The organism is Pseudomonas sp., assembly GCF_030698175.1.
GTDB lineage: Bacteria > Pseudomonadota > Gammaproteobacteria > Pseudomonadales > Pseudomonadaceae > Aquipseudomonas.
Genome location: NZ_JAUYNT010000026.1, coordinates 60,965 through 83,202, shown reverse-complemented (window position 1 = coordinate 83,202; position 22,238 = coordinate 60,965). Strand labels below are relative to the sequence as shown.

22 protein-coding genes and 2 pseudogenes are annotated in these 22,238 nt (G+C 61.1%); 17 read left to right on the top strand and 7 right to left on the bottom strand.

The window, feature by feature from the left end:
• Positions 1-5: 5 nt before the first annotated feature.
• Positions 6-491 (bottom strand): GNAT family N-acetyltransferase, encoded by a 486-nt coding sequence (locus Q8R10_RS13965; RefSeq protein ID WP_305654441.1) that lies wholly within the window; start codon positions 489-491, stop codon positions 6-8.
• A 212-nt stretch (positions 492-703) separates the two neighbouring features.
• Between Q8R10_RS13965 and Q8R10_RS13960 the strand changes: the two genes are divergently transcribed.
• Both Q8R10_RS13960 and Q8R10_RS13955 read left to right on the top strand, forming a co-directional pair.
• Positions 704-1,297, top strand: a complete 594-nt coding sequence (locus Q8R10_RS13960) for a cysteine hydrolase family protein (protein WP_305654440.1) — start codon at positions 704-706, stop codon at positions 1,295-1,297.
• A gap of 84 nt (positions 1,298-1,381) precedes the next feature.
• Positions 1,382-2,050 (top strand): YciC family protein, encoded by a 669-nt coding sequence (locus Q8R10_RS13955; protein WP_305654439.1) that lies wholly within the window; start codon positions 1,382-1,384, stop codon positions 2,048-2,050.
• Between the two features lie 156 nt (positions 2,051-2,206).
• Here Q8R10_RS13955 and Q8R10_RS13950 read toward each other — a convergent pair whose 3' ends face one another.
• The 3 genes from Q8R10_RS13950 to hrpB all read right to left on the bottom strand — a co-directional run bounded on the left by Q8R10_RS13950 (position 2,207) and on the right by hrpB (position 5,977).
• Complete coding sequence (locus Q8R10_RS13950; protein ID WP_305654438.1) at positions 2,207-3,043, bottom strand: SDR family oxidoreductase; 837 nt, start codon at positions 3,041-3,043, stop codon at positions 2,207-2,209.
• Between the two features lie 20 nt (positions 3,044-3,063).
• Positions 3,064-3,303 (bottom strand): CDGSH iron-sulfur domain-containing protein, encoded by a 240-nt coding sequence (locus Q8R10_RS13945; protein ID WP_305654437.1) that lies wholly within the window; start codon positions 3,301-3,303, stop codon positions 3,064-3,066.
• A gap of 136 nt (positions 3,304-3,439) precedes the next feature.
• The gene (gene hrpB, locus Q8R10_RS13940; protein ID WP_305654436.1) at positions 3,440-5,977 is read right to left on the bottom strand and encodes an ATP-dependent helicase HrpB; all 2,538 of its coding nucleotides are present in this window, start codon (positions 5,975-5,977) and stop codon (positions 3,440-3,442) included.
• 117 nt (positions 5,978-6,094) lie between these two features.
• Here hrpB and Q8R10_RS13935 point away from each other — a divergent pair, with 117 nt between their 5' ends.
• The 5 genes from Q8R10_RS13935 (at position 6,095) to Q8R10_RS13915 (ending at position 9,118) form a co-directional block, all read left to right on the top strand.
• Complete coding sequence (locus tag Q8R10_RS13935; RefSeq protein ID WP_305654435.1) at positions 6,095-6,514, top strand: polyribonucleotide nucleotidyltransferase; 420 nt, start codon at positions 6,095-6,097, stop codon at positions 6,512-6,514.
• Positions 6,515-6,560: 46 nt separating this feature from the next.
• Positions 6,561-7,445: a cation diffusion facilitator family transporter gene (locus tag Q8R10_RS13930; protein WP_305654434.1), complete on the top strand. Its 885-nt coding sequence runs from the start codon at positions 6,561-6,563 to the stop codon at positions 7,443-7,445.
• Positions 7,446-7,551: 106 nt separating this feature from the next.
• Entirely contained in the window at positions 7,552-7,968 is a 417-nt protein-coding gene (locus Q8R10_RS13925) for an MAPEG family protein (RefSeq protein WP_305654494.1), read from the top strand.
• 343 nt (positions 7,969-8,311) lie between these two features.
• Positions 8,312-8,791: an Lrp/AsnC family transcriptional regulator gene (locus Q8R10_RS13920; RefSeq protein WP_305654433.1), complete on the top strand. Its 480-nt coding sequence runs from the start codon at positions 8,312-8,314 to the stop codon at positions 8,789-8,791.
• 123 nt (positions 8,792-8,914) lie between these two features.
• On the top strand, positions 8,915-9,118 hold the full coding sequence (locus Q8R10_RS13915; protein WP_305654432.1) for a DUF2788 domain-containing protein: 204 nt from the start codon (positions 8,915-8,917) through the stop codon (positions 9,116-9,118).
• A gap of 53 nt (positions 9,119-9,171) precedes the next feature.
• Here Q8R10_RS13915 and Q8R10_RS13910 read toward each other — a convergent pair whose 3' ends face one another.
• Positions 9,172-9,741 (bottom strand): pseudouridine synthase, encoded by a 570-nt coding sequence (locus Q8R10_RS13910; RefSeq protein WP_305654493.1) that lies wholly within the window; start codon positions 9,739-9,741, stop codon positions 9,172-9,174.
• A 158-nt stretch (positions 9,742-9,899) separates the two neighbouring features.
• Between Q8R10_RS13910 and Q8R10_RS13905 the strand changes: the two genes are divergently transcribed.
• Positions 9,900-11,018, top strand: a complete 1,119-nt coding sequence (locus Q8R10_RS13905) for an MBL fold metallo-hydrolase (protein ID WP_305654431.1) — start codon at positions 9,900-9,902, stop codon at positions 11,016-11,018.
• On the opposite strand, the gene Q8R10_RS13900 is transcribed toward Q8R10_RS13905, so the two are convergent.
• A complete protein-coding gene (locus Q8R10_RS13900; RefSeq protein WP_305654430.1) occupies positions 10,956-11,735 on the bottom strand; it encodes an AraC family transcriptional regulator in 780 nt (259 codons plus the stop codon). The two genes, Q8R10_RS13905 and Q8R10_RS13900, sit on opposite strands and share 63 nt — an antisense overlap.
• Before the next feature lie 258 nt (positions 11,736-11,993).
• On the opposite strand from Q8R10_RS13900, the gene Q8R10_RS13895 reads away from it, so the two are divergent.
• The 3 genes from Q8R10_RS13895 (at position 11,994) to Q8R10_RS13885 (ending at position 15,389) form a co-directional block, all read left to right on the top strand.
• Positions 11,994-12,941 (top strand): triacylglycerol lipase, encoded by a 948-nt coding sequence (locus Q8R10_RS13895; RefSeq protein WP_305654429.1) that lies wholly within the window; start codon positions 11,994-11,996, stop codon positions 12,939-12,941.
• A gap of 401 nt (positions 12,942-13,342) precedes the next feature.
• Positions 13,343-14,305 (top strand): triacylglycerol lipase, encoded by a 963-nt coding sequence (locus Q8R10_RS13890; protein WP_305654428.1) that lies wholly within the window; start codon positions 13,343-13,345, stop codon positions 14,303-14,305.
• A gap of 79 nt (positions 14,306-14,384) precedes the next feature.
• Positions 14,385-15,389 (top strand): lipase secretion chaperone, encoded by a 1,005-nt coding sequence (locus Q8R10_RS13885; protein WP_305654427.1) that lies wholly within the window; start codon positions 14,385-14,387, stop codon positions 15,387-15,389.
• Between the two features lie 10 nt (positions 15,390-15,399).
• Here the strand turns inward: Q8R10_RS13885 and Q8R10_RS13880 are convergent, their stop codons facing one another.
• On the bottom strand, positions 15,400-16,395 hold the full coding sequence (locus Q8R10_RS13880; RefSeq protein ID WP_305654426.1) for an aldo/keto reductase: 996 nt from the start codon (positions 16,393-16,395) through the stop codon (positions 15,400-15,402).
• A gap of 121 nt (positions 16,396-16,516) precedes the next feature.
• On the opposite strand from Q8R10_RS13880, the gene Q8R10_RS13875 reads away from it, so the two are divergent.
• The 6 genes and pseudogenes from Q8R10_RS13875 to Q8R10_RS13860 all read left to right on the top strand — a co-directional run bounded on the left by Q8R10_RS13875 (position 16,517) and on the right by Q8R10_RS13860 (position 22,221).
• Positions 16,517-17,419, top strand: a complete 903-nt coding sequence (locus tag Q8R10_RS13875) for a LysR family transcriptional regulator (RefSeq protein ID WP_305654425.1) — start codon at positions 16,517-16,519, stop codon at positions 17,417-17,419.
• A gap of 265 nt (positions 17,420-17,684) precedes the next feature.
• Positions 17,685-18,452: pseudogene (locus tag Q8R10_RS20910) on the top strand (MCP four helix bundle domain-containing protein); the annotation flags it as partial.
• Positions 18,453-19,328, top strand: a complete 876-nt coding sequence (locus Q8R10_RS20905; RefSeq protein ID WP_371133342.1) for a methyl-accepting chemotaxis protein — start codon at positions 18,453-18,455, stop codon at positions 19,326-19,328.
• A gap of 127 nt (positions 19,329-19,455) precedes the next feature.
• A pseudogene (locus Q8R10_RS20900) lies at positions 19,456-20,481 on the top strand (cache domain-containing protein); the annotation flags it as partial.
• Positions 20,482-20,625: 144 nt separating this feature from the next.
• On the top strand, positions 20,626-21,339 hold the full coding sequence (locus Q8R10_RS20895; protein ID WP_371133341.1) for a methyl-accepting chemotaxis protein: 714 nt from the start codon (positions 20,626-20,628) through the stop codon (positions 21,337-21,339).
• 66 nt (positions 21,340-21,405) lie between these two features.
• A complete protein-coding gene (locus Q8R10_RS13860) occupies positions 21,406-22,221 on the top strand; it encodes an ABC transporter substrate-binding protein (RefSeq protein WP_305654422.1) in 816 nt (271 codons plus the stop codon).
• The last annotated feature ends 17 nt before the right edge of the window (positions 22,222-22,238 follow it).

Genomic DNA, 22,238 nt, shown 5'->3' with positions numbered 1-22,238 from the left:
CGACCTCAACAATCACCGTGAGCGAACGCCTGTAAGGTGTCGCCGTCCATGCGGTAGCGAACCCATTCATCTTGCGGCGCAGCACCAAGCGACTGATAGAACTTGATCGCAGGTGTGTTCCAGTCCAGTACGCTCCATTCGAGCCGACCACAGCCACTGTCGCAGGCGACTTTGGCCAAATGCCGCAGCAGTTGTTTGCCGGCACCTGCACCGCGCTGGCTGGGCGAGATATACAGATCCTCAAGGTACAGGCACTTGCGGCCGAGCCAGGTCGAATAACTGAAAAAATACACGGCGTAGCCAATCGGCTGATCGTCACGGCTGCAAATTAGTGCTCGCGCCGGCGAGTCGGCGGCAAACAGGCTCTGCTCGATATCGCCCACGCTGGCGACCACTGCGTGCTCAGCCTTCTCGTAAATCGCCAGCTCGGTGATAAAGGCCAGAATCTGCGCGGCGTCGGTCAACGCGGCCTCACGGATATGAATGCTCAAAGAAATACTCCTAACGCTGTGATTGAGTCCGCTGCGTGCCTGCATGGGGGGCCAATAGCGCCGCGACTAAAGCTTACGAACTTGAACATATAACCGGAACATTGGCATGTTCCACCAGCAACTCTCTGGCACGGATCGCCACTGGCTGACCATTAGGTTTTAAAGTTAAAGTCGCGCGCTAGTATGCCTGCACCCAGGAAAGGACAGCCACTATGCCACCGCCCCTCGCCGCAGTGCCCCGACACAATGCGCCGGCGCTGCTAATCATCGACCTGCAGCAAGCGATGCGCGGGCCTCAGCTGCGCCAACGCAACAACCCCGATGCCGAAAGCCGCTGCGCCGCACTGCTCGACCATTGGCGAGCGCAGCACTGGCCGCTGGTGCATATTCGGCATATCTCGCGCTCACCGACCTCGGTGTTTGCCCCCGGCCAAGCCGAGGTATTGTTCCAGCCAGAATTCGAGCCACTCGCCAACGAACAGGTGTTCGAGAAGAACGTGCCCGATGCTTTTATCCAGAGTGCATTGGAGCGCTGGCTGCGGGTACGGAGTATCGAACGGGTGGTCATAGTCGGTGTTGCCAGCGAGAACTCAGTTGAGTCCACGGCTCGCACTGCCGGCAATCTGGGCTTTCACACCGTGGTGCTGAACGACGCTTGCTTCACCTTCGCCAAAGCCGACTTCGACGGCCGCCCCCGCAGCGCCGAAGAGGTGCATGCCATGGCGATGGCCAACTTGCAGGGCGAGTACGCCACAATACTGAACAGCACCGAGCTGCTGAAAAGCCTCTTGCCTGAGCTTGTTTGAGCCATGCTCGCCGACTCCCGGCATTTGGAGCGTCTGCGTCCATCGGCTACAGTGGCAACCTGTTTTTTGCAGCGATAACCCTTGATGACCCCGCTCAGCCTGCTTCGCGACACCTGGTTTTTCTTTAGTCGCAACCTGCCGACCATCGCCCTGCTGTGCCTGCCCTGGGTGGTGCTGGAAAACCTCGCCCAGCACGCCATCAACGCCTGGCTCGGCAGCGCGGAGGGCATGGGTTACAGCCTGCTCGCCGGTTTGCTGTTTTACCCGCTGTATAGCGCCGCCTTGATCTTGTTTATCGATGCCCGTAGCCGCGGCCTACAGCCAAGAGTGCGTGATCTACTCGCTGCAGCCTTGCAGTTGTGGCCAAGTTTTGCGCTGCTGGCGGTGCTGAGCACGCTGCTGATCGTGCTCGGCGCTTCGCTGCTGGTGTTGCCGGCGTTGTGGGTGATGGTCAAGCTGGCCTTCGCCGAGTACTTGCTGGTGCTGCGTGGCCTGTCGCCACTGGCGGCCATACGGGAAAGCATGCGCCTGACCAATGGTTACTTCTGGCCGATTGCGGCTTGCCTGTTGGCGGTACTGGCACCGCTGTGGCTGCTGGACTGGTGGACCTATCAGCAGCTGGGCGAACAGCCCAATGAATGGCTGGCGGTGCTGCTCGATAGCGCCAACGGCTTTGCGCAACTGAGCGCCACCGTGCTGCTGTTTCGCTTTTACATGCAGCTCAGCAGCCTGCCGGCGAGCGCTGACGACTAGCCGCTTGCGCGACTAACAGGCCGTTGAGAAATGTAGGCGAGGCAGCCGAGACAAGGCAAAAACAGGCGAAAAAGCGGAGTTTACGTGTTGTAAATGAGCATTTTGAGCCTGTTTTTAACGCCGTATCGGCAACGTAGGTAGTTTCTCAACGGCCTGTTAAGGCCGGCGGGCCTTGAGGCGCGACATGCGGGGCAGCAATACCCGCTCAAACAAGCGCGGGAAGTAACGCGCCAGCAGGCGTGCACGCCAATCGACGTTATCCAGCACCAGCAAGGACTTACGCTTCAGCGCGCCACGGTAAATCGACTCGGCCACATCCCGCGCCGAGGCCAATTTACGCATCGCCAGGGGCGGCTGGTTGGCCAAGGTAACGCTACCCACCAAGGCGTTTTTGCGCAGGTCGGTGGCGGTAAAGCCCGGGCACACCAGCATCACATTGACCCCCGAACCATTGAGCTCGTAACGCAGGGTTTCAAACAAACCATGCAGCGCATGCTTGCTGGCGTTGTAGGCACTGCGATAGAGCAGCGGCGCATACACCGACAAGGAGCTCAGCACGATGATCTGCCCACGGCGGGTGATCAGGCTCTCCAGCGCGGCCTTGGTGCAGTGCAGCGCGCCAAAGTAGTTGACCGCCATAACCCGTTCAAACACCCCCAACTCGGTTTCGGCAAAGCTGCTGCGATGGCTGATGCCGGCGTTATTGACCAGCACATCGATGCCGCCAAATTGCTCCAGCACCCGGGCGACGGCCTGCTGCACCGCCAGCGGATCGGCCACATCGCAGCACAGCCCGAGGGCTTCGACATTGTGCTGATCGCGCACCAGTTGCAGCAGGCTATCCAGCTCGGCCTGCTGCAAATCGAGAATGACCAAACGCGCCCCGGCCTGGGCAAAACGCAGCACCAACGCCCGGCCGATGCCGGCGCAACCACCGGTCACCAACACCACCTTGTGCTCATAAACCTTACTGGTGAAAACCTTGCGCTGCATGCTTGCCCCCTTTATTGACCTTACAAACGCTTATGGCTGCCATCGCAGCGCGGCGGCGACTGCGTGTGTTTACAGCCGCACAGCCAGACAGTTTCGGCTTTCTGCGCAGTAAATTTCAGCGGGGTGAACTCGCTACCCTTATGGGAGCCGTCGCAAAACGGCTGCTTGGCGCTGTGCCCACAACGGCACCAGAAATAATCTTTACCGGCCACCAGCTCGACGGCATAGGGGCTTGTTTGCGCGATTAGCGGCTCAGTCATGATCAACTCCTAAGAGCAAATTAACGGGCCGCAGCCCACTGAGTCATCAGCATAGCCGAGTCACCCAAGCCGTGGCCGACAGCGACTGGCGCAAACGCGACATGCGCCTGGCGCCACACGCATAGCTCAACCAAACCTAGCGCCTTGGCTTGGCCCGCGCGGTGGGTTCGGCGATCAGCGGATCATCTGGCCAGTAGTGTTTGGGGTAGCGGCCCTTAAGGTCTTTTTTGACCTCGGCGTAGGTGTTGGCCCAAAAGCTGGCCAGATCCTGGGTCACCTGCACCGGGCGACGACCCGGCGACAGCAGGTGCAGTTTGAGCACTTGGCAACCGCCGGCGATCCGTGGGGTGCTGGTCAAGCCAAACAGCTCTTGCAGACGCACCGCCAGCACCGGTGGCTGCTCGTGGTAGTCGATGCCGATACGCGAACCCGAGGGCACCTCCAGGCTCTTCGGCGCCAGCTCATCGAGGCGTTGCGGCAGTGGCCAAGGCAGCAAGCTGGCGAGCATGGCCGGCAAGTCGAGGCTGCTGAAATGGCTGAGCCGGCTGACCTTGGCCAGATAGGGCAGCAGCCAGTCCTCCAAACTGGCCAGCAGCACCCCATCGCTGACGTCCGGCCATTGGCTGACCTCGGCGGACTCCAGCTCCAGCCGGCGCATCAAAGCCAAGCGCGCCTGCCATTGGCGCAGCTCGGGGGTCCAGGCCAGCAGCTCCAAACCCTTGCGCCGCACCAGGGCGAGCAAGGCGCGGCCCCGTGCGCCCTCATCCAGATTGCTCAGTGGTTGGCTGTCGAGCAGCAGTTCACCGACCTTGCGTTGCCGCTCGGCGCGCAGCACACCTTCGCGCTCATCCCAATCGAGCACCTCGATACTGCTGACCTGTTCGGCCAGGGGGCCAGCAAACAACTCGGGGTCGAGGTCGGCGGCCAAATAGATGCGTTCCTCGCGCTGGCCCTGACGGCTGCCGAGATCGGCGATCACCAGCCATTCGTGCTTCATCAGCCCGTCGGTCTCGCCGAACAGCGCCGCCCGGCCATTGGCCAGGCGATACTCGGCGCCACCGCTACGGCGTTGCCGGGCGATGCGGTCGGGGTAGGCAAAGGCCAGCAAACAACCGAGCCAGCGTTCATGGCTCGGTTCCGCCACCGCATCACGGCCAGCGCCACGCCCGTTTAAATAGCCGCGAAACTGCCGAGCCAATTGCCGCGCCCGCTGCACCCCGCCCTGGCTGCCACGGCTGCCGGCCTCGGCGCCGCTGAGCAGGCCGATGCGGCGGTGCAGGTCGGCGCCGCCACTGCGCAAAATATCCCGCTCGCCCAACAGTGCGGCCAAATCGCAGGCCAACGCGCCCAGCCCCAAGGCATGGCCGCGCAGCAGCAAATGCGCGATCCGCGGATGCGCCGGCAGTTCGCTCATGGCCTGGCCATGGGCGGTCAAACCGCCCGCCGGGTTCAGCGCCCCCAGCCGCCCGAGCAGGTCGCGGGCCTGGGCAAAGGCGGCGCTGGGCGGCGCATCCAGCCAAGCCAGCTCGCCAGGCTGAACGCCCCAACGGGCCAGTTGCAAGGCCAATCCGGCCAGATCGGCCTGGAGGATTTCGGCGCTGCTGTAGGCCGCCGCCTGTTGATGCTGGGCCTCGGACCACAGCCGGTAACAGACTCCAGGCTCTAGGCGACCGGCCCGACCGGCGCGCTGGGTGGCCGAGGCGCGAGAGATGCGCTGGGTATCCAGGCGGGTCATGCCGCTGGCCGGATCGAAACGCGGCACTCGCTCCAAACCGGCATCCACCACCACCCGCACGCCGTCGATGGTCAGGCTGGTTTCGGCGATATTGGTGGCCAACACCACCTTGCGCCGCCCCGTCGGCGCCGGCTCGATGGCCGCGCGCTGGGCGGCCAGATCCAGCTCGCCATGCAATGGACAGAGCAAGATATCCACCCGCCCGCTGAGCGCCTCTTGCAACTGTTCATGCACCCGACGGATTTCCGCCTGCCCGGGCAGAAACACCAGCACGCTGCCGGTCTCATCCGCCAGCGCTTGCAACACCGTGGTCACGGCGCGCGGCTCGATATAGTCACCCGGCTGCAAGGGCCGGCCCCAACGCATCTCGACCGGAAACATCCGCCCGGCGCTGCTGACCACCGGTGCCTGACCGAGCAAGGCCGACAGCCGCTCGCCTTCGAGGGTGGCCGACATCAACAGAATCTTCAGCGGCGCCTCGCCGGCGCTGTCGTCGGCAAACAGCTCACGGCCATTCAGACACAGCGCCAGAGCCAGGTCGGCATCCAGGCTGCGCTCGTGAAACTCGTCAAAAATCACCAGACCAACGCCTTCCAGCGCCGGATCGTCCTGCAGACGGCGGGCGAGAATACCTTCGGTGACCACCTCGATACGGGTGCGCGGGCCGACCTTGGACTCCAGCCGGATGCGATAACCGACGGTTTCGCCCACCGCCTCGCCCAACTCGCTGGCCAGCCGCTCGGCCGCCGCCCGCGCGGCTAAGCGCCGCGGTTCGAGCATCAGGATGCGCCGCCCCGCCAGCCACGGTTCGTTCAGCAAGGCCAGCGGCACGCGGGTGGTTTTACCGGCGCCGGGCGGCGCTTCCAGCACCGCCTCGTGACGCGCCAGCAGGGCGGCGCACAAGGCGGGCAGTACGGCATCTATAGGTAAGGGCGTCATCGGTACTTCACAGGGCCAGCGGCAAGGCGGCGATTATAACCCTGCGGCTTAGCAAGGCTTGCGCGACCTGTAGAAGCTGGCTTGCTATAGTGGCGACCGTCTTTTGCGGAGGTGCTTATGCGCTCACAATTCCGAGTTATTGGGGCCGTTCTGGCGATCAGTTTGTTCACCCAGCTGGCCGCCTGCGGCACCTTGTTTTTCCCTGATCGGCGCGGCCAGATCGAAGGCAAGGTCGATCCGGTGGTCGCCGGCCTGAATGCCATCGGCATTCTTTTCTATGTGCTGCCGGGGCTGATCGCCTTTGGCATCGACTTCGCCACCGGCGCTATCTACCTGCCAGATGCCAAGTACTCCATCGCGCCGCAGCGGCTGCAGGACGCGATTGGCAGCGATGGCAAAGTCGATAACGCCAAACTCAAGGCGATTATCCAACACGAAACCGGCCTCAACCTGCCGCTGGACAATCCCCAGCTGATCCAGCAGCGCGGTAATCTGCAGCAGTTGGCCGCGCTTGGTCTGGCGCCGAACGCCGCCTGACCGGCCGCAATTGGCATCGGTGACAGAGCTTTAGCCAGGACGACCTATGAGCGTTAGCTTGCAACACGCCCGCCTGATGCGTTTGGCCAGTGCCGCAGCCCTGAGCATTGCCCTCGGTTTGGCACTGGCCAAGGCGATTGCCTGGTGGCTGAGCGGCTCGGTCAGCCTGCTGGCGGGGCTGACCGACTCACTGCTGGACAGCGCCGCCTCACTGCTTAACCTGCTGGCCGTGCACTACGCCCTGCGCCCGGCCGATGACGACCATCGCTATGGTCACGGCAAAGCCGAAGCACTGGCAGGCTTGGGGCAATCGCTGTTTATCGGCGTCAGCGCGCTGTTAGTCGGCGCCCAAGGGGTTAACCGCCTGCTGCATCCAGAACCCCTGGGCGCCCAGGCCTTGGGCATTGCCGTGATGCTGTTGTCGCTGGGGCTGACCGCCGCCTTGCTGGTGTTCCAGCAGCATGTGGTCAAGGTCACCGGCTCCACCGCCATTCGCGCCGACTCGCTGCACTATCGCTCCGACTTGCTGCTCAACAGCAGCATTTTGCTGGCCCTGGTGCTGGCCAGTTTCGGCTGGCATCGACTGGACCCGTTGTTCGGCATCGGCATCGCCTTTTACATCCTCTGGAGTGCCTGGAGCATTGCCCGCGAAGCCGTTGCCGTGCTGATGGATACCGAGCTGTCGGTGGAGATCAGCGAGCGCATGCACCAGCTCGCCTGCGCGGTGCCCGGCGTACTGGGCGCCCATGATTTGCGCACGCGCATCTCTGGCACCCGCTGGTTCGTGCAACTGCATCTGGAGTTGCCGGACGAGATGCCGTTGTCACAGGTACATCGGCTGTGCGATCAGGTCGAAGCCGCTATTCATGCCGAATTCCCCCAGGCCGAAGTGCTGGTACACCCCGATCCGCAGGGCATAGTGCCGCACTAAAGCGTGGCCACTCAGCGATCAGCGACGCAACCATAGTGCAATTGCGCGAATAAATTTAGACTGCGCCGAGCCGTTCATCCCCAGCCTCTGAGGTACCGCCATGCTCATGTCACTCTCCCCCAGCGCCGCCGTTCTGCTGAGTCTGGTCGGCTGGAGCCTGCTCTTGGTGTTTCTGCTGGCCTGCATGCGCGGAGTGAAAATCCTCAGCGGGCACAAAGCGGTAAACGCCTTTGCCGCCGATGGCAGCGACGTACCCGGCTTCGGCCAGCGCCTGACCCGCGCCTACGCCAACTGCCTGGAGAACCTCCCCGCCCAAGCGGCCGTGCTGCTCTATGCCATGCTTGCAGGGCAAACGACGATCACCGACCCGCTGGCGTACTGCCTACTCGGCGCGCGCCTGCTGCAGTCTTGCGTGCACATGCTAAGCACCTCGGCACTGTTTGTCTGGCTGCGCTTTGCCAGCTATCTGGTGCAGGTGTTGATTCTGGTCTGGTGGTTGCTGCGCCTAAGCGGCCTGCTCTGATCGCTCACTAAACAACCAGCGCAAAATGCCAAAAGGGCGATCAATTGATCGCCCTTTTGGCATCTATTCGTCCGTTTTCGGCAATTCTGTCGCCGCTGTTATCGCCAGCCTGATTGGGCTTGCGGACCCGGTGGCCAGCTGGTCGGGTAAGACCAGTGGCGGCGCTGCAGCCTGATTGGGCGCGGCGCGTGGACGTATGTGTCCGGGCCTTGAAACTGAGATAAAGCTTAAACCTGTGGGCGCGACCAAAGATTGCGAAAATTGCGCAACAAACCACTAGTTGCGCAATAACAATCCAACAAGGCATCATCTATCGCAATCCAATCACGAAATCACCACCAAGATGAATAGACTCGACCGCTACGACCTGAATATCCTCAGCGAGCTGCAGCGCGATTCGCGCATCTCCAACCAAGACCTCGCCGAGCGCATCGGCCTGTCGCCCTCGCCTTGCTCGCGGCGGGTCAAGCAACTGGAAGACGACGGTTTTATCCTGCGTCAGGTGGCCTTGCTGGATCGCAAGAAGCTCGGCTTAAGCCTCACCGCCTATGTGATGGTCGGCATGGATAGGCACACCCCGGAGCGTTTCGAGCGTTTCGAGGCGGCCATCCGCCAATGCCCGGAAGTGCTCGAATGCAGCTTGGTGACCGGCATGGAGGCCGACTATCAGCTGAAAGTGGTGGTCGCCGACATGGACCACTACCAGAAATTTCTGCTCGGCCAACTGACCCGCATCGAAGGCGTCACCAGCGTGCGCTCCAGCTTTGTGCTCAATCAGGTGCTCAGCAGCACGGAGTTGCCGCTCAACCATCTGCGCAGCTAAAAAGCCCTGCGCCAGACACTGTGACCAACTGCCAAGCGCTCTGACACGCCAGTCCTGCCCGCGTATAATCGCCGGCCTTAGCTTGCCGACCCCGGCAGTCATTAAGCCGCAGTGGAGCAGTCGATGGACCCGCAAGTATTCGAAGACTGGATGATGTACATCCTGGTCGGCGGTCTGATTTTGTTTATGGCCTTTATCGTCTGGGACCTGGCGAAAAAATCCAAAGCCGGGCGCTTCGGCACCATGATTCTGTTCTTAGCCCTGGGCCTGGGCGTGCTCGGCTTCGTCATCAAGACGGTGGTGATTGCTGGCCTCGAAGGCCAGTAGATGAGTAGATAGTGGGGAGTGGGAAGTGGGAAGTGGGAAGTAAGAGAGGGGAATTAGTCGAGTTGCGCCGGCACTTCACGCCACTCTCCCGGCGCCAGCCCATCCAGACTCCAGGGGCCGATGCGCACCCGCACCAGGCGCAAGGTCGGCAAACCGACCGCCGCCGTCATCCGCCGCACCTGGCGGTTACGCCCCTCGCGAATCACTAACTCCAGCCAACTGGTCGGCAAGCTTTTGCGAAAGCGTACCGGCGGCGTGCGCGGCCACAGCTCGGGCTCCTCCAGCAGGCGCGCCTCGGCGGGCAGGGTCAGGCCGTCATTGAGTTGCACACCGGCACGCAGCAACTGCAACTGCTCCTCGCTCGGCAGGCCGTCGACCTGCACCCAGTAGGTCTTGGCCAGTTTGTGCTTGGGATCGCTAATCCGGGCCTGCAGGCCGCCGTCGTTGGTCAGCAGCAACAGGCCTTCGCTGTCGCGATCCAGGCGCCCGGCCGGGTACACGCCGGGAATCTGCAGGTAGTCTTTGAGGGTGGCGCGGCCGCCTTCGTCGCTGAATTGGGTCAGCACATCGAAGGGTTTGTTAAACAGAATCAGCCGTGGCTCGGCCGGTGGCTGTTTGGCCACCCGCCGTGGCGCGCTGGCAACGACGCGCGGACTGGACACGGGACGAGGCGGATTTGAACGAGGAGGACGCGACATAAGTGGCAACGACTTGGGCTAGGCAGGCGGCAGGAGCGGCATGCTAGGTTGAGCGGCATCCACACCGCAAGAGTGCAACGGCAATGTCGCGAGTGCTACGCCCCACCTGGTTGATCGCCCTGCTCAATTTACTCGGCCGCCATGGCCGCCCCCATCGCGGCCCGGTCAGCGCCCATTTTGATGGCCAGCGCTTTCACAATATTCATCCCAAAGCCCACAAAAGCCTGCGCAGCGTGCTCAAGTGGCAGCTCAATCGCCCGCCCCAACAGAAGTGGGTCGCCCAAGCCGGACCAGCCGTCGCGCCCGAGGTACCGCAGCGAGTGCTGGGCGATGAGCTGCGGGTCACCTATATCAATCACGCCACCCTGCTGATCCAGCAACACGGCTTGAATATCCTCACCGACCCGCTGTGGTCGCAGCGCGCCAGCCCCTTCGAATTTATCGGCCCGCGCCGCCACCATCCACCGGGGCTGAGCCTCGACCAGCTGCCGCCCATCGACCTGATTCTGGTCAGCCACAACCACTACGACCACCTCGACCTCTACAGCCTGCGGCAACTGGCCGAGCGCTTCCCCCAGGCCCAGGTGGTCACCGGGTTGGGCAATGCCGGGCTGATCAGGGAGTGCGGGCTTAGCCGCATCACCGAGCTGGACTGGTGGCAAAGTTTGCCGTTGAACGACGCCCTGACCCTGCACGCGGTGCCGGCGCAGCACTGGTCGGCTCGCGCCCGTCACGACACCAACCGCAGCCTGTGGCTGGGCTTTGTGCTGGAATCCGCCGAAGGCCCAGTACTGTTCCCCGGCGACAGCGGCTTGGGCCCCGAGTTTGGCCTGATTCAGCAGCGTTTTGGCCCCCTGCGCTTTGCCGCCCTGCCCATTGGCGCCTATGCGCCGCGCTGGTTTATGCGCGACAACCATATGAACCCGGATGACGCCGTGCAGGCGCACCAGCAACTGGCCTCGCAGTGCAGCATGGCGATTCATTTCGGCACTTTCAACCTCAGTGACGAAGACCAGTTCGCCCCACCGCAAGAGCTGACTCAGGCCCTGCTCGACCGGCAAGTGCCGGCGGCGCAGTTTCGCGCGCCCAAGCCCGGTGAGCAGTGGTTGGTGCCGGTGCTCGCGGCTAACGTATGCACCTCAGGTGAGGTGCATACGGATCTTCAGCCGCGACGAGAGTATCGCCGAGGGTTTCATGCCTAGGATGCTGTGAAAGGTGTGACTAAAATGCGCCGAGTCGGCAAAGCCCGCTTCCAGCGCCGCAGTGGTCAGCGACAACCCCTGGGTAACGCCAGCGGCGGTGACGAACAGGCGATGCCATTGCCGATAACGGCGGATCGGCACGCCGATGGTTTCTTTGAATAACTGCAACAAGCGCGGCTCAGACAAACCCACTTGCGCGGCCAGATACTGGGCGCTGAGGTTATCGGCAATGTCGCGCTTGATCAGTTCAACCACCACGAGAATCCGCGGATCAATTTTCAGCACCGGCGCATCCGCCGCGTCCGGGCCAACCAGCTGCTCCAGCAAGGCATAGGCCTGCACCGGCGACGCCTCGGTATGCAGCAATTCCAGCAGACAGGCAATCCAGCTGGCCTCTTGCTCAAGCTGCAAATATACGCCGCCATGCTGTGCGTTCATTTGCCCGCACAGCTTGCGAAAATCCTCACCGAAAGGGTCGAGATAGCACACCGCCAAACGCGTTTTCGGCACCTGCAGGCGCACTGAACTGCCGGCTGGTAACAAGGCACTGCGACAACAGATCAGCTCGCCGGCCACCTCCAGGGCAAAGTCCTGATCGATCCCCAGCACCAAGGTGGCGGCCGCCTGCGTGACCTCCAGCGATTCCGCCAGAGGCCCGAGATAGAGAGTGCGTCTGTCCCATAGATAGAGCAGTGCAGCGTCGCCGGTTAGCGTCATGGTGGAGAGCCCTGCGTGGCGAATCACCTGCTGGTGCTCGCCTTATTGTTGTTCTTATGGTGCTTGCCCACAGCCTGCGCAACAGGCGCTGCCGCACGGCCAGTAAAGCACGTTGTGCGCCGTTACCCATAACCGACCGGCGAGCGCCAACGTCATCGGTTCCTACAAGTCAGCCAGCAACAGCCGTGCTCTGATAGCGGCCACCTCGCGTCGGCAGTACGAGGCCTTAACAATAAAAATAATGATAGGAATGCCAACATGAAAAAGCTATTTGCTGTTTCGCTGCTCACCCTCGGGCTCGGTTTGGGTTTTAGCCAAGCCAGCCAGGCCGCCACCACCGAGGCCCAAACCAAAAACCCAATCGTGCTGGTGCCGGGTATTTTTGCCTTCGACAGCATCGCCGCCATCGACTACTGGTACAAAATCCCGGCGGCACTGCAAAGCCAAGGCGCCACCGTCTACGTGCCGAAAATCAACGCCTTCGACAGCTCGGTCAAACGCGGCGAAGCCTTGATCGCTCAGCTGGATAATATCCGCGCCACTTCCGCCGGCAAAATCACCAAGTTCAACCTGATGGGCCACAGTCAAGGCGGCATCACCGTGCGCTACGTGATGAATACCCGACCTGATCTGGTTGCTTCAGTCACCACCATGAACACACCGCACAAAGGCTCGCCACTGGCCGACCTGGCCACCGGTGTAGCGCCGCCTGGCAGCCTGCAAGGGGTGGCCTTTGATGTGTTTGCCAACGCCGTCGGCAACCTGGTCAACCTGATGTCGAATAACAAAAAGAGCCAGGCAGATATCCGCGCCATGCTCGCCGAGTTCACCGTGCCCGGGGCGGCCGCCAACAACAAGACCTACCCGATCGGCATACCGACCACCGCCTGTGGCGCAGGCCCGGCAACAGCCAGCATCGGCGGCAACAGCGTTCGCCTGTATTCATGGAGCGGCACGGCACCACTCACCCATGTACTGGATGCTTCCGACGTGCTCTTCGGCATCACCCGCTTCGCCTTCAGCGAAGCCAATGACGGGGTCACCGGCAAGTGCTCAAGCCACTTTGGCACGGTGCTTAAAGACAATTACTTTATGAACCATCTGGACGTGACCAATCAGATTTTCGGCTTGGTTTCGCTGTTTGAAACCAACCCGAAAACTCTGTTTCAAAGCCACGCCAGCCGCTTGAAAGGCCTCAGTCTGTAAAAGCCAACAACCAGCAGCACCGCGGCGCAACTCAGTTGGCTGCGGCGCTGCTCTGGCCTGCTTAGTGACCGACGCCAAAGTGCGTATCAATTCGCCCCGCCCGGTCACCATGACCGGCACCTTGACTCAACGGGCTGTGGACCTTTGCCGAACAGCTAGCGCTGAGTCATCCGCACGCCAATCCGCGCAAGATTCAGCCTTGTTGTAGTTTTACTTAGCGCTTGGCGGGCCGCGATTGCCCGCGACTCCAGCACCTCATAGGTCTGTCACCAAGACCAACTCGCAACGGGCTAAGTCATCGATTCGTACAAGTCAGCCCGCTACCGACGTGCTCTGATAGCGGTCACCTCGCGTCGGCAGTACGAGGCCTTAACAATAAAAATAATGATAGGAATGCCAACATGAAGAAGCTATTTGCCGTCTCTCTGCTGAGCCTCGGTATGGGGCTTAGCCAAGCCAGCCAAGCCGGACTGTTCTCTAGCCTGTTCAGCAATACCCAGGCGCAGACCAAAAATCCGATCGTGCTGGTGCCAGGCATTTTTGCCTTCGACAGCATCGCCGGTATCGATTACTGGTACAAAATTCCGGCGGCGCTGCAAAGCCAAGGCGCCACCGTTTTTGTACCTAAGATCAACGCCTTCGACAGTTCGGCCAAACGCGGCGAAACCTTGATCGCCCAGCTGGATAATATCCGTGCCAGCTCTGGCGGTAGGATCACTAAGTTCAACCTGATGGGCCATAGCCAGGGCGGCGTGACCGCGCGCTACGTGATGAATGTGCGCCCCGATCTGGTCGCCTCCATCACCACCATGCACAGCCCGCACAAAGGCTCGCCGGTGGCCGATCTGGTCACCGGCATAGCGCCCGCAGGCACCCTGCAAGGGGTAGCCTTCGATCTGTTTGCCAATACGGTTGGTAACCTGGTCAATCTGCTGTCGAACAACAAGAAGAGCCCCTCGGATATCCGCGCCATGCTGGCCGAGTTCAACCAGAGCGGCGCGGCGGCGAGCAACCAGAGATTCCCGCTCGGCGTGCCAACTACCGCCTGCGGTGAAGGCCCCGAGACTGTCAGCATCTCCGGCAACAGCATTCGCCTGTATTCCTGGAGCGGCACCTCGCCGATGACCAACCTGTTTGACCTCTCCGACCCGCTGTTCGGCATCACCAGCCTGGCCTTCAATGAGGCCAATGACGGCGTCACCGGACGCTGCTCCAGCCACTTCGGCAAGGTGCTCAAGGACAATTACCGGATGAACCACATCGACATCAACAATCAGATTCTCGGCCTGGTATCGTGGTTTGAAACCAATCCCAAGACCCTGTTCCAGAACCACGCTAACCGCCTAAAGAACCTCAGCCTGTAAAAGGTTTGGCAACCCAGGCTGGGGGAAACCCGCAAGAGCTCCCCCAGCCTGGTCGCACTGTCTTTGCTGGAGAACATCAATGCCCATCAGTTTTTCCCGACTGGCCGCAGTGACCTGCTGCTTGGCCCTGCTTGCCATCGGCATAGGATTTTTTATCCCCGCTGGTATTAACCCGCCTCCCAGCCTGACGGCAACCGCCGAGAAGGCCGAACAAGTGCGCCGCATTAATCGCCAACTTAGCCAACAACCCGCCGCCCAACTGACCACCCCCGGCGCGCTGCCGCCGTCATTGCAAGGCGCCAGCCATGGCATCCGCTTGCAGGTCGACGGCAACGGCAAACTGCTGCTGGACCCGCAACTGCTGCAGTTATTCGACTTCTACTTCAATGCCATCGACGAGGAGCCGGTGGCGAAAATTTTGCTGCGCATTCACAACGACCTGGCCAGCCAGGTGCAAGGCCAAGCACTGGCGCAAGCCCGCGACCTGCTCAAGCGCTACCTCGACTACCGGCTGGCCATGTTTGACCTATCCAAGGGCAGTCTGGAGCCCACCGCCGCCGCGTTTGGCCAGCACCTGCAAGGCTTGGCGCAACTGCGCGAACAGTATTTTAGCGCGGACGAAAACCAAGCTTTCTTCAGCAGTGATGTCAGCCAAGACCAGTTTATGCTCGCCCAACTGAACCTCAATGAACGCGCCTTGAGCCTCGATGAACACCGTGCGCAACTGGCTATGCTGGAAGCCCAGCTGCCGCCTGAGCAGCGCGCCGTGCGCCAACAGGTCAGCCGTGATGGCGAGCTGTATGAGGCCACCGAAGCCATGCGCCAGGCCGGCGCCAGCGAAGAAGAGATTTACCAGTTACGGGCCAAAACCCTCGACCCGCAAGCCGCCGGCGAACTGCAAAAACTCGACGCCCAACGCCGCGACTGGCAAGCCCGCCTGCAAGCCTATGCCCAGGCGCGCAACAGCCTGCGCCAATCGGGTCTGAGTGCCACCGACCAGCAAAGCGCCATCGCCGATCTGCAAGCCGCCAGCTTCAATGAGCTGGAGCGTAAACGGGTGAGCGCCCTGGATGCGGAGTTGTAAGGCGGCGCACTCAGCGATTAAGCATGCGCATGCTCTCGGCGCCGTAACGGGTACCGGCGGCGACATCCAACGGAAACAGCGCATCGATCTCGGCAAGCTCGGCAGGGCTCAGCTGCACATCCAGCGCGGCAATATTTTGTTCGAGGTTCTTGCGCTGCGTGGTGCCGGGAATCGGAATAATGTCCTCGCCTTGCGCCAACACCCAGGCCAACGCCAGCTGCGCCGGCAGCACCCCTTTGGCCGCCGCCAGACGCTTTACCTGGGCCACCAGGGCAAGGTTTTTGGCAAAGTTAGCGCCCTGAAAACGCGGGTTAGTACGGCGAAAATCATCCGCAGCAAAGTCATCGACGGAACTGATCGCGCCGGTTAAAAATCCGCGCCCCAACGGGCTGTAAGGGACGAAGGCGATGCCTAGGCGCCGGCAAGCTTGCAGACTGCCATTACTTTCTGGCTCGCGGCTCCAGAGCGAATACTCGCTTTGCAAGGCGCTGATCGGATGCACCCGATGCGCTCGCTCCAGGGTTGCCGCCGAGGCCTCGCTCAACCCCAGGTAACGCACCTTACCGGCCTGCACCAGCTCGGCCATGGCGCCAACGCTGTCCTCGATCGGCACCTGGGGGTCCATTCGATGCAGGTAATAGAGGTCCAGACACTCGACCCCCAAGCGCTGCAAACTGCCCTCGATGGCCTGCCGCACGTATTCCGGACGGCCATTCACACCACGCACCGAGGGGTCCGCAGGGTCACGCAAAATGCCGAACTTACTGGCCAAAAACACCTGCTCACGATTGCCGCGAATGGCCGTACCGATCAACTCTTCATTGCTAAATGGGCCATACATGTCGGCGGTATCGAGCAATGTCAGGCCCAGTTCAAGGGCACGCTGAATAGTCGCAATGGCTTGTGCCGAATTGTGCTCGGCGCCATAAAAATCGCTCATGCCCATGCAGCCCAAACCTATGGCGGAAACCTCGGGGCCGTTACGGCCGAGTCGACGCATTTGCATAACAGTTACTCCTTAGAGCGCAGATCAATAAACACTCGACCCAGTGTTCTTGTTGCGCCAACAAAGATAAACAGGCTAAAAACGCATTAACTATTCATCCATTCCAAACAATGAGCCCGCCATGGACAAATTTCAGGCCATGCGCGTGTTTACCCGCATCGTCGAACTGGGTGCTTTCGGCAAGGCCGCCGACAGCCTGCAAGTGCCGCGCGCATCGGTCACCATCCTGATCAAACAGCTCGAAGCCCAGCTGGGCGTGCAACTGCTGCAGCGCACCACTCGCCACGTGCAAACCACCCTCGACGGGGCGGCCTACTATCAACGCTGCGTGCAACTGTTGGCCGATCTAGAGGACGCCGAGGCGTGCTTTCGCGAGGGGCGCCAGAACCCGCAAGGCAAGCTGCGCGTCGACCTGCCCAGTTCATTAGCGCGACTGATAGTGGTGCCGGCCTTACCGCAGTTTTGCGCCCGTTATCCACGCATCGAGCTGGAGGTCGGCGTCAGCGATCGGCCGGTAGAGTTGATTCGTGAAGGCATCGATTGTGTGCTGCGCGCCGGCGAGCTGCATGACAGCAGCCTGGTGGCGCGGCCACTGGTGCAACTGCGGCAACTAACCTGCGCCAGCCCGGCCTATTTGCAGGCCCATGGCGTACCGACAGACCTGAGCCAGTTGCACAGCCATCAGGCGGTGAATTACTTCTCGGCCCTGACTGGGCGGCGCTTTGATTTGGAGTTTCAATCCGGCGGCGAACTGCTCCGCCACAGCCTGCACGGTCCGCTCGCCGTGAATAACGCCGATGCCTATGTGGCCGCCTGCGAGGCCGGGCTCGGACTGATCCAGGTGCCCTACTACCATGTTGCCGCGCAACTCAAAGCTGGTAGCTTGGTCGAGGTGCTGGCGAACTGTCCCCCGCCCTCATTGCCCTTGACCGCGCTCTACCCTGCGCAGCGGCAACTGTCACGCCGCGTGCGGGTGTTCGTCGACTGGCTGGTGGAGTTGTTTACACAACAAGACTGGCATTAGCGCCTGCATCGCGTTAAGGCGCTTCGCGCAATGACTGCCTTCAGGCCCTTCGAGAAGGAGGATTGCTAACAGCTTACCGGCCAATGTCTTCGGGAGGCGCGCGGTGTTTTTCCAGCGCCACAATGCTGGCGAGCTAAAGCCCATCTCGACACGCGGTGCCGATAGATCCTCAGCAGCCATCGCTTATCGCGAAATAGTCTTAGCCCACCGCTCACTCCGACCACACTGCTTATAAAGCTTAATCTTTGCGTGGCTGGCGGGAGTAATGAACATGCACAACCTGAAAGTGGCTCATCGGTTATTTATTTTGATCGTTATTCCGCTGCTCGCACTGCTCGGTGTATTGCTGCTAGCCATCAGCGGTTTTAGCCGCATCGACGCTGGCGTTGGCAGTTTGTATAACGACCGCGTGGTGCCCTTGCAGCAACTCAAGATGATCAGCGACTACTACGCAGTAAATATCATCGATGCGGTGAACAAGGCCGATAAGGGCCTTTTCACCCGCGATCAAGCGCTGCAAAACATCAAGACCGCCCAAGACGAGATCGATAAATATTGGAAAGCCTATATGGCCACCAAGCTAACCGAGCGCGAAAGCCAACTGGCTGAACAAGCGCGGCTAAACTTCATCCCCGCCAACCAAGACTTGCAGCGCCTGACCAGTTTTCTGCAAGGCGCCGACAGCGATCTCAAGGGCAAAATGTCGGCCTTCAACGGCCCGCTGTACACCAGCATCGATCCGATCAGCACCAGCATTGGCGAGCTGATTCAACTGCAGCTAGACGAAAGCAAAGTTCTTCGCGATGAGGCCTCGGCGGTATTTCACACGGTGCGCAACCTGATGATTAGCGTGGTGCTGTTGTTTGCTGCCGCCAGCCTGCTCGGCGGTTGGTGGGTGGCGGGCAGCATCAGCCGGCCGATGGACATCCTGCTTAAAGCGCTGCGTCGCGCCGATCAAGACGCCGACCTCAGCGCCGAGGTCGAGATTCTCGGACGCAATGAAATCAGCGAAGTGGCTACCGCCTACAACGGCATGTTGCAACGCTTCAGCGCGGTGATCGAGGCACTGCAAGGACTGACCGCACAGATCGCCACCCAGAGCGAGGAAATGAGCGCGGTAACCCAGCAAACCCATAAGGACGTTGAGCGCCAGCAACACGAAACCGACCAAGTCGCCACGGCCACCACTGAGATGGCCGAAACCATTCAGGAGGTCGCACGCAATGCCGCCAGCGCCGCCCAAGCGGCGCAAAGCGCCGACCACGAAGCCGAAAACGGCGAGCAAATCGTCAGCCACACATTGCAGGCAGTCTCGAGTTTGTCGAGCGAGCTGGAGAACACCGCCCTGCTGATCAACGAGGTCGAAAGTGCCAGCAACTCCATTGGCGGCGTGCTCGAAGTGATCCGCAGCATTGCCGAGCAAACCAACTTGCTGGCCCTGAACGCCGCCATCGAAGCGGCGCGTGCCGGCGACCAAGGCCGCGGTTTTGCGGTAGTGGCCGACGAGGTGCGCAACCTGGCCAAGCGCACCCAAGAGTCGACCGCCGAAATCGACAGCATGATCCTGCGCCTGCAGCGCGGCTCTCACGATGCCGTGCAAGCCATGCACAACGGTCAAAACAAAGCCCGGCAAACGGTCACCGAGGCCAACCAGGCGGATCAGGCGCTGCACAATATCCGCCACGCGGTAGACACCATCATGGCAATGAACACCCAAATCGCCAGCGCCACAGAAGAACAAACCGCCGTCGCTCATGAGATCAACCGCAACCTGGTGGCCATCCACGACGTCGCCGTGACCACCCAGCAAGCGGTCAGCCATATCGATAAAAGCAGCCATTCGCTGGCGCACATCGTCGTGCAATTACTCAGCATGACCGGTCGCTTTCGGCTCAAGTCGACGCGCTAAACACCGCTCGGCCATGCCGGCCGCAGGCTTGGCATGGGCTATTCAGAGTTAAAACCGGACGGCCAGAACAGGGACTGTGGTTGTCGCCAGCTTGCGCAGATATGCCCACGCCAGGAGTCCAGCCCCCATGAAGATCAGCCACAAAGTCGGCCTCGCCGCCGCCGCCGTACTGTTTATCACCACCAGCCTGCTCTCCCTCGCGCAGGTCAGTCAGGTGCGCGACACTCTACGTAACCAGGCGGAAGCCAGCATTTCCGAGTCCAGTAACGCGCTGGCCCGGCAGATCGAAAACTGGCTGAACGCCAAGCTCAAGCTGATCGATATGCTCGGGCAAAGCATCGACAGCCAATTCAACCCAGAAGACATCCAGCGCTTGTTTCAACGAGCGATCCTCAAGGACGAATTCATTCTGGTATTTGGCAGCCTGGAAGCCGATGGCAAGCCGATCAAAAATGATCCTAACTGGCAACCAAAACCGGATTGGGATGGTCGCCAGCGGCCGTGGTACGGCACCGGCAAAGCCTCAACGCGGGCAGTTCTGACCGACCCCTACGTGGATTCCACCACCGGCGAAATCCTCATTTCGGCAGTGACCAAGCTCACCAACGGCGGCGTTTTTCAAGGTGTGCTGGGCGGCGACATTCCCCTGCAGACAGTCGCCGAGGCAGTCAACACCCTGGACTTCAACGGCGCCGGTTACGCCTTCTTGCTCAGCCGCAACGGCAGCATTATTTCCCACCCCGACGCTAAGCTGAACAGCAAAGCCTACAGCGAACTCTTCGATGGCAAGAGCCCGGCCCTGGATAAAACCTTGACGCCAGTGCAGGCCGACGGCAAGAACCTGCTGGTGTCCTTCACCCCGCTAAGCAACCTCAAGGGCATGGACTGGTATATCGGCGTGGTGCTGGATGAGAACTTGGTGATGGCCGAGGCCAATGCCTTGAGCTGGCGCGCGGTGATCGGCACTGTCGTTGGCGTGTTGCTCAGCCTGCTGGTCCTTGGGGTGCTGATGAATCGCTTGCTCAAACCGCTGGCGCTGTTGAACGATTCACTGCACGAGATCAATCAGGGCGAAGGCGACCTGACCCGCCGCTTGCCGGCCGATGGCAATGATGAAATTGCCGCCGTTTCCCAAGAATTCAATCGTTTCCTGCAGAACCTGCAAACCCTGATCAGCGACGTCAAGAGCAGCTCACAGCTGGTCCGCGCCAGTTCCACCAGCACCTCCAATGAAGCCAATCAGGCATCCAACCGCTTGCAAGAGCAGTTGCAAGAGCTGGATCAGCTGGCCACCGCCATGCAGGAAATGGCCTCGACCGCCGAGGAAGTTGCACGTAACGCCCAGGCGGCGGCGCAGGCGGCAATTGCCGCGAACCAAGAAACCGAGAATGGCGTGGCCGTGGTGTCACGCTCAACCGAGGCGATCAAGCGTCTGGCCAGTGAGATGAACGACACCAGCCACGCCATCAACGAACTGGCCAAGCTCAGCCACAACATCGAGTCGATTCTGTCGGTGATCACCAGTATTGCCGAGCAGACCAATCTGCTGGCCCTCAACGCCGCAATCGAAGCCGCCCGTGCCGGCGAGACCGGCCGAGGCTTCGCCGTGGTCGCCGACGAAGTGCGCTCCCTCGCCTCACGAACCCAGCAATCCACCCGTGAAATTCGCGAAATGATCGACCAGTTACAGACAGGGGTAAAGCAGGCCGAAGCACGCATCCAGCAAAGCAGCAATACCGCCGCGCAAACCGCCGAAGAAGCCAGTGCCGCCAACGAGATGCTCGGACGCATTCGCGATGCCATCACCCGCATCAACGATATGAACCTGCAAATTGCCACCGCCGCCGAAGAGCAAAGCGCGACTACCGAAGAGATCAACCGCAACACCACCAATATCCGTGACATCAGTCATGAGGTCGCCACCGGCGCCGAGAACCAAGTCGAGCAATGCGCGTTGATGGCGGACCAGGTCGGCAACCAAGACCGTTTGCTCGGACGCTTCAAGGTCTAGAGAACCACCAACCGCGAACCGTCTGGCCGCCGTCGCGTGCGGCACGCCAGGCGCCAAGGACACCCTATGCGCAAATTGCTAAACATCGGTTTGGGGTTTTGCCTGTACTGGGCAGCGGTCGGTTTCGCGGCAACACCGATACCCGTGAGCATTCTTTGCGACGAGGGTTATCCGCCTTACAGCTACGGCGAAAACGGCCAGGCTCTGGGCCTCTACAGCGATATTCTGCGCGCCGCCTTCGCCCGCATGCCGGCGTATCAGGTCAGCATCCGCCCCGTGCCTTGGAAACGTGGTTTATTGCTGTTGGAGCGTGGCTCGGCCTTCGCCCTCTACCCGCCTTATCTGCGACAGCAAGAGCGCCCCTGGATGGATTACTCCAGAGCTATTCTGGAAGAAAAAGTGGTTATTTTTGTCAATCCAACGACCACCGGTGGCCGCGCCCTGGCAGACTTCCCCGCAGCCTACGCCGGGCTGCGCATCGGCCAGAATGCCGGTTTTAGCGTCATCCATAACCCACTGTTTCAGCAGATGCTTGAGCACGGCCAACTCAGCCTGGAGTCAGGCAAAGACAACCGCAGCAACCTGCTCAAATTCAGCCTTGGGCGGATCGACGCCTACGTCAACGACCGCTTGTCCGCGCTCTGGACCTGGCAGCAATTACTACGCAGCGGTGAGATCAAGCCGCATGCGAGCGCAGTGCTGGTCGAAGGCCCGACCCTCTCGATTGAACACGGCTACCTCGGTTTCACCAACCGCGACCAAGGCAAATTCGGCTACAAGGCCGACTTTATCCGCAGCCTCAATGCCGCGCTGGTCGAGCTTGAACGCGAGGGGGTGATAGAGCAATTGAGTACCGGTTACAGCACCAGCCTAGCCCCCTGAACCGCCCCAGCCCGCGC